Source organism: Clostridium sp. DSM 8431 (assembly GCF_900116755.1).
Taxonomy (GTDB): Bacteria; Bacillota; Clostridia; order Clostridiales; family Clostridiaceae; genus Clostridium.
Window position 1 is genome coordinate 1 of sequence record NZ_FPBY01000097.1, and the last position, 13,754, is coordinate 13,754.

The 13,754-nt window shown below is 30.6% G+C and carries 10 protein-coding genes and 1 other annotated feature; of the genes, 2 read left to right on the forward strand and 8 right to left on the reverse strand.

Annotation, left to right across the window (positions count from 1 at the left end; translation table 11 throughout):
• Nucleotides 1-239: 239 nt before the first annotated feature.
• The 8 genes from BM384_RS10725 to BM384_RS10760 form a co-directional block, all read right to left on the reverse strand.
• Nucleotides 240-1,049 carry a shikimate dehydrogenase family protein gene (locus tag BM384_RS10725; protein ID WP_090013541.1) on the reverse strand — a complete coding sequence of 270 codons (810 nt, stop codon included), beginning with the start codon at nt 1,047-1,049 and terminating at the stop codon, nt 240-242.
• Between the two features lie 15 nt (nt 1,050-1,064).
• Nucleotides 1,065-2,204 (reverse strand): prephenate dehydratase, encoded by a 1,140-nt coding sequence (gene pheA, locus BM384_RS10730; protein ID WP_090013542.1) that lies wholly within the window; start codon nt 2,202-2,204, stop codon nt 1,065-1,067.
• Nucleotides 2,192-3,289, reverse strand: coding sequence for a chorismate synthase (aroC, locus tag BM384_RS10735; protein WP_090013544.1), 1,098 nt, complete (start codon nt 3,287-3,289; stop codon nt 2,192-2,194). Before aroC ends, pheA begins: the two co-directional genes overlap by 13 nt.
• Nucleotides 3,267-4,571: a 3-phosphoshikimate 1-carboxyvinyltransferase gene (aroA, locus tag BM384_RS10740; RefSeq protein WP_090013546.1), complete on the reverse strand. Its 1,305-nt coding sequence runs from the start codon at nt 4,569-4,571 to the stop codon at nt 3,267-3,269. The genes aroC and aroA overlap by 23 nt, the downstream gene beginning before the upstream one ends.
• On the reverse strand, nt 4,572-5,636 hold the full coding sequence (gene aroB, locus BM384_RS10745) for a 3-dehydroquinate synthase (RefSeq protein ID WP_090013547.1): 1,065 nt from the start codon (nt 5,634-5,636) through the stop codon (nt 4,572-4,574). It lies immediately after the preceding gene.
• A 19-nt stretch (nt 5,637-5,655) separates the two neighbouring features.
• Complete coding sequence (gene aroF / locus BM384_RS10750; protein ID WP_090013549.1) at nt 5,656-6,669, reverse strand: 3-deoxy-7-phosphoheptulonate synthase; 1,014 nt, start codon at nt 6,667-6,669, stop codon at nt 5,656-5,658.
• A 368-nt stretch (nt 6,670-7,037) separates the two neighbouring features.
• Nucleotides 7,038-8,471 carry a cardiolipin synthase gene (gene cls, locus BM384_RS10755; RefSeq protein ID WP_090013555.1) on the reverse strand — a complete coding sequence of 478 codons (1,434 nt, stop codon included), beginning with the start codon at nt 8,469-8,471 and terminating at the stop codon, nt 7,038-7,040.
• A 200-nt stretch (nt 8,472-8,671) separates the two neighbouring features.
• Complete coding sequence (locus BM384_RS10760) at nt 8,672-9,220, reverse strand: NADH peroxidase (protein WP_090013550.1); 549 nt, start codon at nt 9,218-9,220, stop codon at nt 8,672-8,674.
• 293 nt (nt 9,221-9,513) lie between these two features.
• Here BM384_RS10760 and BM384_RS10765 point away from each other — a divergent pair, with 293 nt between their 5' ends.
• Nucleotides 9,514-10,845 (forward strand): amino acid permease, encoded by a 1,332-nt coding sequence (locus BM384_RS10765; protein WP_090013552.1) that lies wholly within the window; start codon nt 9,514-9,516, stop codon nt 10,843-10,845.
• Nucleotides 10,846-10,900: 55 nt separating this feature from the next.
• Nucleotides 10,901-11,111, forward strand: a binding site (T-box leader).
• A 57-nt stretch (nt 11,112-11,168) separates the two neighbouring features.
• A complete protein-coding gene (leuS, locus tag BM384_RS10770) occupies nt 11,169-13,616 on the forward strand; it encodes a leucine--tRNA ligase (RefSeq protein ID WP_090013553.1) in 2,448 nt (815 codons plus the stop codon).
• Nucleotides 13,617-13,754: the final 138 nt, after the last annotated feature.

Consider the following 13,754-nt stretch of genomic DNA (forward strand, 5'->3'; position numbering starts at 1 on the left):
AATCTTCTTTGATAGAATCAATTGTATTCACCTCATTTCTTTTTTGTATCCTATAATAGTATTCAAAAATACGCAAAATAGTATTCAAAGATACATAAAAGACATATTAGTGAGGTGATATCATTAATAAACCTCTAAAAGTTATTAGATAAATCTATAAATCTCTATTTCTGAAGTTTGTTATTTTTTAGTACACTTTTCTAAGGTTTTGTAATATTTTTGTAACTGTTACTTAACTTCTATTCAAATCTATTCTCTAATTCTTTATAGATTTTATTTACTACTTCTAGATCTATATCTCTTTTGTTCCAAATTTCTTCTGACTTAACCGCTTGTCCTACCAACATGTACAGGCCACCACAAACTTTTTTGCCACATTCAATTCCAGTTTTTAAAAATTCTGTTATTTTAGGATTATATACTATATCAACTAAAATGTCAAAATTTTCTACAACTTTTTTTGTTACTGGTGAAATTCCTACATTAGGATACATACCTACAGGCGTAGCATTTACTAAAACATAACCTTTTATCTTTTCTAAGTCACTATAGTCAATTACCTTTACATCTTCACCTAAATTAAAACTTCTATTTTTATCTCTAGTAACCACATAAAGCTCTTTAACCTTGCTATCTCTTAAGCAAGTTAATAATGCCTTTGATGCTCCTCCAGTTCCAAGTACAACACATACTTTGCCTTCAACATCTATATTATTTATTTCAAGAGTTTTCTTAAAACCAAAATAATCACTGTTATACCCTTTAAGAATCCCATCTTCAAGCATAATTGTATTTACTGCACCAATATCCTTAGCTTCTTTTGATATATAATTAAGCTGCTTCATAACCTCTTCTTTATATGGAATAGTTACATTAACACCTTTTATTTTCAATAATTTAAGGGCTTCTCCTAGCTTATGTATATCATCTTTTGGAATTTCAAAAATTTTATAAGCAGCGTCTACGTCTATAAGTTCAAATATTCTCTTATTAATTTCAGGTGAAAGTGTATGAGGCAGCTTTTCACCTACTACTCCGAAAAACTCCATAAAAACCTCCAAAAATTAATCTATATTCTTTTTATAAGCTCCTAAAAGTCTGAAATATGCTGAATTTTGTTCTATTAGCTTTAAGGCATTATTAACAGATTCATCAGCAATATCTCCTTCAAAATCTACATATAAGAAATACTTCCATGACTCATTTTTCATAGGTCTTGATTCTATTTTTATCATATTTATATTATTTTCTGCAAAGTAGCTTAATAGTCTATATAAAGTACCTGCTTCGTTCTCTAATGAAAATACAACACTTACCTTATTAGCATCCTTTGATACTTCTGGTTTTCTTGTAATAGCAACAAATCTTGTATAATTGTCATTTTGATTATTGATTCCTTCTTCAATGACATTTAATCCATATAACTTAGCTGCTGTCTTACTTGCTATTGCAACCTTGCTCTTATCATTAAGTTCTTTTACATGTTTAGCGCTTACAGCTGTATTATGATAAGGGATAAGTACCCAGTCTTTATTTCCTTTTAGGAACTCGCTACATTGTCTTATTCCTTGAGTATGTGAATATACCTCTTCTATATCACTTAATTTAGTTCCTTCAATTCCAACTAAATTCTGCTCAATTTTTATACATTTTTCTCCTATGATAAAGAAGCCATACTTTCTTAGAAGATCATAAGTATCTGATATAGCACCTGTTGAAGAATTTTCTATAGGAAGTATTCCATAGTCAACTTTGCCTTCCTTAAGAGCATTACAAACATCTTCAAAATCTTCATAGGCAGTTCTCTTGCTATCTTCTCCAAAGACCCTTATTGCTGCTTCTTCTGAAAATGCACCTGCAACTCCTGGGTATGCAACTAACTTAGTTTTATCAATTTCTTTTCTCTTTATATCTAACTTAGTCATCTTTTCAGTATCATCTATTATTCTCTGCTGAACGCCTTTACCTATTTCCATAGTAGCATTTATAAATTTAATTACTTCATCCGTATAACTTTTATCTTTAAGACAAGCTACAGCTTTTTCAAATACTATATTTTCTCTGTCCTTATGAAAAACTTCTAAGTTATTCTCTTTCTTATACTGAGCTACTTTTTTTACTACATTCATTCTCTTTTCAAATAATGCTACAAGTTCTTTATCAAGCTCATCAATTTCTCTTCTATAGTCGCTTAAATCTGCCATCCGTATCTCTCCTTTAATAAATCAAGAATTCCTATTGCTGCTACTGCTTCAATAACAGGTACTGCTCTTTGAACTATACATGGATCATGTCTTCCTTCAATAACAAGTTCCTCATTTTTTTGTGAAGCTACATTTATTGTATTTTGAACTTTGCTAATTGATGGTGTTGGTTTAATTGCTGTTTTAAATACTATTGGCATTCCATTAGTTATACCACCAATTATTCCACCATTGTTATTAGTTTTTGTTTTAACCTGCATATTATCATTGTAATAATAGTCATCATTACTTTCTGAACCATACATCTCTGATATATCAAAACCAAGACCAAATTCAACACCCTTTACTGCTGGTACTGAAAATAATAAATGAGCTAATGTTGATTCAACAGAATCAAAGAAAGGATTTCCTATTCCTGCTTCAACTCCTATAACTGCACATTCAATTACACCACCAACTGAGTCTCCATTTTTTCTTGCTTCAAGAATAATATCTCTCATAGTTTCTTCTTTATTCCTATCTAATAGAGGAAATTCTTGTTTTTTAAGTTCTTTTAAGCTTTCCTTTGCTATATTAACAGCATTAAAGCTTCTATCTTCATCTCCCTTAATGCTCTTAATATGTGCACCTATTTCTATTCCTTTTAAAGCTAAAACCTGCTTACATACTGCTCCTGCAAATACAAGAGGTGCTGTTATTCTTCCTGAGAAATGTCCGCCCCCTCTGTAATCATTAAAACCACCATATCTAATCTTACCTGTATAATCTGCATGACCTGGTCTCATTAAATCTTTAAGTTTTCCGTAATCTTTAGATCTTGTATCTCCGTTTCTTATAATTGCACAAAGTGGGGTACCTGTAGTTTTTCCTTCAAAAAATCCACTTACTATTTCCGGTATATCACTTTCTTTTCGTGCAGTTGATAAATTATTTCTTCCCGGAGCTCTTCTCTTCATTTCTTTATCTATTTCTTCTAAATTAAGCTCTACTCCTGCTGGAAGTCCATCAATATTAACTCCAATGGCACCTCCATGAGATTCACCAAATATAGATATCTTTAAATTATTTCCCCAAGCTCCACTCATCAAAAGTTCCTCCTACTAATTTAAAATCATCAAAAAAGTTTGGATATGATTTAGATACACATTCATAATCCTTTAAAATTATAGGTTCATCACACATTGTTGATGCTATAGCTAAAGTCATTGCTATTCTGTGATCTTTATGACTCCATACTTCTACTCCGCCTTTAAGCTTTTCTACGCCTTCAATAATTAATCCATCCTGTTTTTCTGTAATTTTAGCGCCAAGCTTATTTAGTTCTAATGTAACAGCATTTAATCTATCACATTCCTTTATTCTTAATCTCTCTGCATTAACTATTTCCGTTCTTCCTTCAGCTAAAGATGCAGCTAAAGCTAGTATTGGTATAATATCAGGGAACTGAGAACCATCTATAACTAAAGAATTAAGTCTTTTATCTGCTTTTCCACTTACTAAACCTTCATTAGTCTCTATATTTACTCCCATTTTAGATAATACATCAATTACAGCTCTGTCTCCTTGAAGAGAATCTTCTTTAAGATCTAAAATCTCAACCTGGGAACCCAAAGCATCTGCCACTAAGAAAAATGCACCTTGAGAGTAATCTCCTTCTACTCTGTATTCTCTTGCTTTATATTTTTGATTACCTTTAATTATAAATTCTTTATAATTATTATTAATAACTTCAACTCCAAAATCTTTCATAGCTGAAAGTGTTAAATCTAAATATCCCTTTGATTGAAGTTCTGTTGTTATAACTATTTTTGAATCTCCATCCAATAAAGGTAATGTAAATAAAAGTCCTGTTATAAATTGAGAACTTATATCCCCTCTAACTTCAAAAGTATCTGCCTTTAATAAACCTGAAACAATAAGGTCAAGTTCACCTTCTTTAAATGTATAGTCTATACCTTGCTTATCAAATATATTATAAAAAGTATCTAATGGCCTTTTTCCAAGGTTTCCTCTTCCAATAAATCTTGTAACACCTTCAAAAGCTAGTGATATAGGAATAAGAAATCTTAATGTTGATCCTGATTCATTACAATCAACAACTCTTTTAAAATCTCTTGTTGGAATAACATTATTATAGTTAATTCCTCTAACTTCTAAATGTTCATCTTCAGTCTCATTAATAACAGCTCCAAGGGCTCTCATTGCATTAATTGTTGCTATAATATCATCTGAAAACTCAACGTTACTAATTTTACTAATTCCATCACTTAAAGCAGCACATATTACTGCTCTATGAGCCATACTCTTTGATGGTGGTATTTTTACATTTCCCTTTAATTTTCCTGGATTAATCTTTAAATAAGTCATTTACTTCACCGCCTTAAAAAAATCTGGTTTTGTACTATATATAATGCTATCTCCTATTGAATTAAGAAGTATTACCTTTAATACAGACCCTAAATTCTTCTTATCTAAGGCTATAGTATTTACTATTGCTTCATTATCATGGATTTTCATTTCATAAGGAAGTCCATAGTTTATAAGTATATCCTTTATCTTTTCTGCTGTTCCCTTTTCTGTAAGTCCAAGTTCTTCACTCTTTAATGTAATATTGTACATACCTATAGAAACAGCTTCTCCATGACTATATCCTTTAAAATTATAGAAAGTTTCTATTGCATGTGCTAAAGTGTGTCCAAAGTTTAGAAGCATTCTTTCTCCTAAATCTTTTTCATCCTTTTCAACAACATCTCTCTTAATGTCACAACATGTATAAATAACATCTTCAATGTGATCCATAAGCTCTTCTCTACTTTTTATTGAGCTAAGCTTATTAAATAACTCTTTATCTTTTATACATCCATATTTAATAACTTCACCCATTCCATCTCTATAGAATTTATCTGGAAGTGTATTTAATACCTCTGGATCTATAATTACTGCTTTGGGTTGATAGAAGCTTCCAACTAAGTTCTTACCCTTTGGAAGGTCAACTGCTACCTTTCCTCCTACAGAACTATCTACCTGTGCTAAAAGAGAAGTAGGAACCTGAATAAATGGTACTCCTCTTAAGAATGAAGAAGCTGCAAAACCTCCTAAATCTCCTATAACTCCTCCACCTAAAGTTATAATAAGTTCTTTTCTTGTAAGTTTAAAATCTAATAATTCATTATAAATTTTAGGAAGAGTATTAAATGATTTTGTTTCTTCTCCTGCTTTTAATACTAATTTTTTTGTTAAGTATCCGGCATCCTTTAGTGATTTTTCTACCTTTTCTCCATAATATTTATTAACATTTTCATCTGTTATTATGAAAATTTTTTCTCCATTATAGATTTTCTTTATCTCTTCACCTAATCTTGACAATATTCCTTTTTCAATTGATATATTGTAGCTGTTTTCACCTAAATCAACATATAAGTTTCTTCCCACTTTCACTCATCCTTTAACTCTAAATTTCTCTTCCAACTGCTTTAGCTACTAACCTTAATTCATTTAATAATTCTTCATAGACATCTGGTTTTATAGATTGTTGTCCATCACATAACGCATTAGCTGGGTCATTATGAACTTCAATAATTAATCCATCTGCTCCTATAGCTACTGCTGCTTTTGATAGGGGATCAACCATCCACCACTTTCCTGCTGCATGGCTTGGATCTACTACTACTGGTAAATGGCTTAATTTCTTAATTGCAGGAATAGCACTTAAATCAAGAGTGTTTCTTGTATAAGTTTCAAATGTTCTTATTCCTCTCTCACAAAGAATAATATTCTCATTACCACCTGCCATTATGTATTCAGCAGACATTAACCATTCTTCTATTGTTGCAGATAATCCTCTCTTTAACAAAATTGGTTTGTCTATCTTTCCAAGTTCCTTTAATAGTTCAAAGTTTTGCATATTTCTAGCACCAACTTGAATTACGTCTATATCTTCAACAAATTTTTCTATATCATATGGAGACATAAGTTCAGTTACAATTGGAAGACCTGTTTTTTCTCTTGCTGTTTTTAGTAATTCTAATCCTTCATATTTTAAGCCTTGGAAAGAATATGGTGAAGTTCTTGGCTTAAAAGCTCCTCCTCTTAAAAAATTTGCTCCTGCCTTCTTCACATTTTCTGCTATAGATACTATCTGATCTTCATTTTCTACTGAACATGGACCAGCTATCATAGCTAACTTCTTTCCTCCTATTTTAACTCCATTTACATCAATTATCGATGGTTCTGGATGAAACATTTTATTTGCTTTCTTAAATGGCTCTGCAACATGCATTACTCTCTCTACATTTCTATTAGCTTCAATTTGAGTATGATCAATCTTACTTGTATCACCTATAAGCCCCAATATTATAAGGTTTTTTCCTACAACAGGGTTAACTTGCACCCCTTTTTTCTCAATAGCTTCAGTTAAATTAGTAATGTCTTTTTGACTTGTTCCTTGTTTTAAAATTACTATCATATTTTGCCCCCTAAATTATAGTATTTTTCTTTATATATTAAAAAAGAGAACTCCTAATGAGTTCTCCTAATAATCATTTTTAGCTAATTTAATGTCCTTTTATTTATAATATATTATACACTCATTAGAAATGAATTATTTACTTTTTTGCAAAACAAATAACTCCAGAACATAAAATAAAAAAAGTTATAGAATTTTGCTGCTGTAAGTTTAATAATCCCTTTCATTTGATTTCCTCCGAGCTTAACTTCCTTTTTTTTCTATTATACCAAATTGGCTAACCCTGTCAATATATTTATGATATTTTTATAATATTAGAGGAAATAATCTAATAACTTTATAAAATTAGAGAAAGTAATCTAATAATTTTATAAAATTGGAGAAACTAATCTCATAAGTGATTCTTTTATTTTAAGACTTCTACTTCTATTATTATATTTCTCTTTTGTTATCTCATCTGAATATCTCACATCTATAAAAAATTGCTTTTCTAAACTTCTAGCCACTTCTTCATCATATACAAAAGCATTAACTTCAAAATTAAGTTGAAAACTTCTTATATCCATATTAGCCGTCCCAATTGTGGCTACTTCTGTATCTGCTACTATAGTTTTAGCGTGTATAAATCCCTTTTTATAAGCATACACCTTAACTCCTGCATTAAGAAGTTCTCCTATATATGAACTTGCTGCCCACTTCATAAAAACATGATCTGGTTTTCCTGGAATAACTATTCTAACATCTACTCCAGATAAAGCTGATAACTTTAAAGCTTCAAGGATGGGATAATCTGGTACAAAATAAGGAGTTTCTAAATATAAAGTTTTCTTTGCATTATTTATCATCTTTAAATATGCATGCTTTATATATTCTTCATCATGGTCAGGACCACTTGTAACTATTTGAATTCCAATGTCACCATCTTCATATATTTTTTCAGGATAGTATTTGCTGAAATCTTCAATTTCTTCACCTGAAGCATAGCACCAATCTAAAAGAAATCTTTCTGTTAAATCATTTACTGCTTCCCCCTGTATTCTGATATGGGTATCTCTCCAATATCCAATTTTTTTATCTAAATTAACGTATTCTTTCCCAACATTAAATCCACCTGTATAGCCATACTTCCCATCTATAATAACCATTTTTCTATGATTTCTATAATTTATACGAGTATTAATATGTGGAAGTATTCCTGGAAAGAATATTTCAAACTTCCCACCATTATCAGTAAATTTCTTCATTAATTTTTTTGTGATAGTATAAGACCCCATACTATCTACTAAAAATCTTACCTCTACTCCTTCTACCGCTTTCTTTTCTAATATACTTATTATTTTTTTACCTAATATATCTCTTTTAAATATATAATACTGAATGTGTATAAACTTTTCTGCACGCTCTAAATCATAAATAAGCTGCTCAAATTTATCACGCCCATCATAATAAATATTAATTGAATTTCCAACTGTATATTTAGCATCTGAATGATTATAATTCATTCTAATAAGATCCCAATATTCTTCTGGAGTATGCTGTCCTTTCTGGGTTCTAAAAAAACTATTTGAAAGTTCCTTTCTTTTCTCTGCATCATTTCTTATTTTATCTTTAAATAATTTTTCTCTACTTAAGTTTTGGCCTAATAAAAGATATATAATAAATCCTATACCTGGAAGAATCATCATTACCATAATCCAAGCCCATGTTATTGCAGGAGCTTTTCTTTCTATAAAAATTAATGATAGTGAAAAAATAATATTAGTGATTAATATAATTACACCTATGAGTAGTAATATGTCTATCAATAGTATTTCCCTCCGTCCTTGTGTAAAAACTATATGTATACATATTATATCATTTCTAATTAATATTTTTATATATAATTAAAATTCTAACACTATTAATCACAAATATATCTTTTTAAAAGTTGTAATCATGCAAAAAAGTACCACCTTGCAGTGTTTCCACTCAAGATGGTACTTTATATTAACTATATTATATACTATTTACCGAAATATCTGTTTAAAAGACCTTCGAAAGCTCTTCCGTGTCTAGCTTCATCTTTAGCCATTTCATGAACAGTGTCATGTATAGCATCTAAGTTTAATTCTTTAGCTCTCTTAGCTAAATCAAACTTACCTTCAGTAGCTCCATTTTCAGCTTCTACTCTCATTTCTAGGTTCTTCTTAGTTGAATCAGTAACAACTTCTCCTAATAACTCTGCGAATTTTGCAGCATGTTCAGCTTCTTCAAATGCAGCCTTTTCCCAATATAATCCTATTTCTGGATATCCTTCTCTATGAGCAACTCTAGCCATTGCTAAGTACATTCCAACTTCGTGACATTCTGCTTCAAAGTTAGCTCTTAAATCTTCCATTATATCTTCTCTTGATCCTTTAGCAACTCCTACTACATGTTCACAAGCCCAAGCTCTTTCTCCTTCTTTTTGTTCTACAAATTTATCTGATGGAGCTCCACAAACTGGACATTTTTCTGGTGCTACTTCTCCTTCATATACATATCCACATACTGTACAAACAAACTTTTTCATAACTAAAACCCTCCATTTTTTTACGCCTAAATTTATATTTAATAATTTTTAATCATTTTTTCTTTCGTTGAATTTATTATATAATAATAATTATTAGTTGTAAAGTATTTTTTTTTAATATTTTGTATTTCTTCTTTTTTAACTATTTATTCATGAAATGTATATTCCTTTATTAAATTAATTAGAATAAAATATGTAAAATTAAAAAAACACTTTTTTTTCGTTAAAAAATTGAATATACATTATTATAACTTTATAATTTAACTATAAATTTAAACTAAGGAGAAAATTTAATGAAAGAAACTAATAATAATTTAAAACGTGAACTTAGTCTTTCTGCAGCAACTGCTATTGTTGTTGGAAATATGATTGGATCTGGAATTTTTACAGCTCCTCAATCCCTTGCACAAGTATCAAATCCAATTACAACAATAATTGCATGGGTAATTACAGGACTAGGTTCACTTCTTTTAGCTTTAAGCTTTGCAAATCTTGGTACTAAATATCCTGAAACAGGAGGTCCCATTGTTTATACTAAAAAAGCTTTTGGCGAATTTACTGGTTTTTTAGTTGCTTGGACATTTTGGATAGGTTCATGGATTGGTAATGCTGCAATAGTAACAGCAATTATGAGATATTTAACCTACTTCTTCCCAATACTTACTATTAACAATACTTTGTCTTTTATAGTAGCTTCTATATTTTTATGGATAGTTACAATTATAAATATATTAGGTGTAAAAAAAGCAGGATTTATTGGTCAGATAACAACAGCCTTAAAGCTTTCTGTTATTTTAGTATTTGCTGGAATAGCTCTATATGGCTTTAATCCTGAATACTTACATACTTATTCAGCACCAGAAGTTAGTAATTTTAATACTCTTCCAAGTGCTATTGCTGTAACACTTTGGTCTTTTATAGGACTTGAAGGTGCTTCAATTTCAGCTGGAGAAATTAAAAATCCAGAAAAGAATATAAAAAGAAGTACACTTATTGGAACAGGTTTAGCTGCAGTTATATATATAATTTTATCTGTTCTTTCTATGGGTGGTATGTCTCAAGGTCAATTAGCTTTATCTGATGCACCTTTAGCAGATATTATAAATAACATAACATCTGGTTCATGGGGTGGAAGCTTTATTTCTCTTGGAATAATTATTTCTGCAGCTGGTGCTACAAGTGGATGGATATTAACTACTGCAAGAGCTGCTTATGCTGCTGGAGAAGATGGATTATTTCCTTCTTTCTTTGCAAAGGTTCATCCAAACTTTAAAACACCTATTACTGCTTTAATAATTTCAAGTGTATGTACAAACTTACTATTAATACTTAATTATGTTTCTAGCTTAACTGAAGCATTTAACTTTATGACAAACTTAGCAACACTATCATTTATTCCTGCTTATGCATTTAGTGCTTGTGCAGAAATAATTCTTACATATAAACAAGGAGAAAAATTAACATTAGCCAACTTCTTAAAACATAGTATACTTTCATTACTAGCATTTATATATGCAGTTTATATAATTTATGGTTCAGGTTCTAAGGCTGCTATGTGGGTATTTATATTAATGCTTGTAGGAGTTCCATTCTATACTTATAAAAAACTTCAGGATAGAGCTTAGTTGTTGACTTTAATTATCTAAACTTATATAATTACTTATATTGTTAAATAATTATATATTGGCTTAGATTAGAAGTAGTACTATAAACCTTTATCTTTAGAGAGTCATCGGCTGGTGTAAGATGATGTTAAAATTATAGGAACTTGTCTATGAGCTTATCTGTTAAAAGCAGATACGGGTATACCCGTTAAAGTTTTGAGTGAGGATAATATTATTTTATCCTAATAAGAGTGGTACCACGGAATAATTCACCTTTCGTCTCTTGATTTTAGAGATGAAAGGTTTTTTTATTATTTACAATATTTTTTTTAGGAGGATTAACTATGGGAAATTACGGAACTTCTATCGATAAGAAGTGGCAAAAAATCTGGGAAAAAAATGATATTTACAAATTTGACCCAACTAACTTAGAAAAAAAACTTTATACTCTTGAAATGTTCTCATATCCATCAGGAGCTCAACTTCATGCAGGTCACTGGTTTAACTATGCTCCAGTAGATTCATGGGCTAGACTTAAGAGAATGCAAGGATATAATGTATTCCAACCTATGGGATTTGATGCTTTTGGACTTCCAGCAGAAAACTATGCAATAAAAACTGGTATCCATCCAAAAGACTCTACTTACAAAAACATAGCTACAATGGAAAAGCAATTAAAATCTATGGGTGCTATGTTTAACTGGGATCATGAAGTTATTACTTGCGATCCAGAATACTACAAATGGACTCAATGGTTATTCTTACAACTATACAAACAAGGATTAGCTTACAGAAAAAAAGCTCCTGTAAACTGGTGTCCATCATGTAATACAGTTCTTGCTAACGAACAAGTTGTTGAAGGCGAATGTGAAAGATGTGGAACTGAAGTTACTAAGAAAGAACTTACTCAATGGTTCTTTAAAATAACTGATTATGCTGATGAATTATTAGATAAATTAGATACTTTAGATTGGCCAGAAAAAACAGTTGCCATGCAAAAACACTGGATTGGTAGATCTACTGGTAGTCAAGTTACATTTAAGGTTAAAGATTCAGATTTAAGCTTTGATGTATTTACAACAAGAGTTGATACTTTAAACGGTGTTACATATGTTGTTTTAGCTCCAGAAAACAAATTAGTTGATACCTTAACTACTGCTGATAACAAGCAAGCCATTGAAGAATATAAGGAAGCAGCAGCTAAACAATCTGAAATAGAAAGACAATCAATTTCTAAGGAAAAGACAGGAGTATTTACTGGTTCTTACGCTATTAACCCTATAAATGGTCGTGAAGTTCCAATATGGGTTTCTGATTACGTACTTGCATCATATGGTACTGGTGCTGTTATGGCTGTTCCAGCTCATGATGAAAGAGACTTTGCTTTTGCAACTAAGTTTAACTTACCAATAGAAAGAGTTATAACTAACAAGAAAGGTGAAGAAGTTGAACTTCCTTACTGTGAACACGGAGTACTTGTTAATTCTGGAGAATTTGATGGATTAACAACTGCTGAAGCTAAGGAAAAGATAGTTGAAAAGCTAGCTGAACAAAACTTAGGAAGCAAGAAAGTAAACTACAGATTAAGAGACTGGTTAGTTTCAAGACAAAGATATTGGGGTGCTCCAATTCCAGTTATCTACTGTGATGATTGTGGTGTTGTTCCTGTACCTGAAAAAAATCTTCCAGTTGAATTACCTTACAATGTTGAATTTACACCAGATGGAAAATCACCTCTTGCTAAATGTGATGAATTTGTAAATACAACTTGTCCTTGCTGTGGTAAGCCAGCTAAGAGAGAATGTGATACTCTTGATACATTCGTATGTTCATCATGGTATTACTTAAGATATCCTGATAACAAGAACAAGGAAAAAGCATTTGATCCTGAAATAATCAATAAGATGTTACCAGTAGATAAATATGTTGGTGGCCCTGAACATGCTTGTATGCATCTTCTTTATGCAAGATTTATAACTAAAGCTTTAAGAGATATGGGGTACTTAAAATTTGATGAACCATTTACTTCTCTTACTCACCAAGGACTTATCTTAGGACCAGACGGACAAAAGATGAGTAAATCAAAAGGAAATACTATTGCACCAGATGATATCATCGCAGAATATGGTTCAGATGTATTTAGAGTTTACTTAATGTTTGGTTTTGCTTACACAGAAGGTGGAGCTTGGAGTGATGACGGAGTTAAATCTGTTGCAAGATTCATAGACAGAATAGAAAGAACTATGGAAACTGCTAATGAAAAGATTAAAGCAGGTAACGGAAAGTCTACTATAGATAAGGAAGAAAAAGAATTAAACTTCTGGAGACATACAGCTATTAAGGGTGTAACTGATGATGCTGATAAGATGCAATTCAATACTGCTATTGCTAGAATGATGGAATTTGTAAATGCTCTTTCTAAGTATATTCAAGGAGATAACTTAAACCTTGATTTCTTAAAAGAAACATGTGAAGATTTTATTAAACTTCTTGCACCATTTGCTCCTCACTTCTCAGAAGAACAATGGAGTTTATTAGGTCATAATACATCAGTATTTAATGCAAAATGGCCTGAATTTGATGCAAAAGCTTTAGTTAAAGATGAAGTTGAAATAGCTATCCAAGTTAATGGTAAGATAAAAAATAGAATTAACATACCATCAGGACTTGACGAAGAAGCTATTAAAGAAGCTGCATTAAATGATGATAATATTAAAGCAGCTACTGAAGGTAAGACTGTAGTTAAAGTTATCGTTATTAAAGGAAGACTAGTTAACATAGTTGTTAAATAGACAAGTAAAAGGAGGATTCAAATAATTGAATCCTCCCTTTTTATATGGCTGTATTGTGAATAAAAGTGATAAAAATAGGCAAGTATCTAAACAAATGATACTCGGAAGTGATTGATTTGTATTCGGATAACTATTTTA

Coding starts and splice junctions, on each gene's coding strand:
- leuS (WP_090013553.1), top strand. CDS start 11,169: ATGGGAAATTACGGAACTTCTATCGATAAGAAGTGGCAAAAAATCTGG.
- aroA (WP_090013546.1), bottom strand. CDS start 4,571: ATGACTTATTTAAAGATTAATCCAGGAAAATTAAAGGGAAATGTAAAA.
- pheA (WP_090013542.1), bottom strand. CDS start 2,204: ATGGCAGATTTAAGCGACTATAGAAGAGAAATTGATGAGCTTGATAAA.
- aroF (WP_090013549.1), bottom strand. CDS start 6,669: ATGATAGTAATTTTAAAACAAGGAACAAGTCAAAAAGACATTACTAAT.
- BM384_RS10765 (WP_090013552.1), top strand. CDS start 9,514: ATGAAAGAAACTAATAATAATTTAAAACGTGAACTTAGTCTTTCTGCA.
- aroC (WP_090013544.1), bottom strand. CDS start 3,289: ATGAGTGGAGCTTGGGGAAATAATTTAAAGATATCTATATTTGGTGAA.
- BM384_RS10760 (WP_090013550.1), bottom strand. CDS start 9,220: ATGAAAAAGTTTGTTTGTACAGTATGTGGATATGTATATGAAGGAGAA.
- BM384_RS10725 (WP_090013541.1), bottom strand. CDS start 1,049: ATGGAGTTTTTCGGAGTAGTAGGTGAAAAGCTGCCTCATACACTTTCA.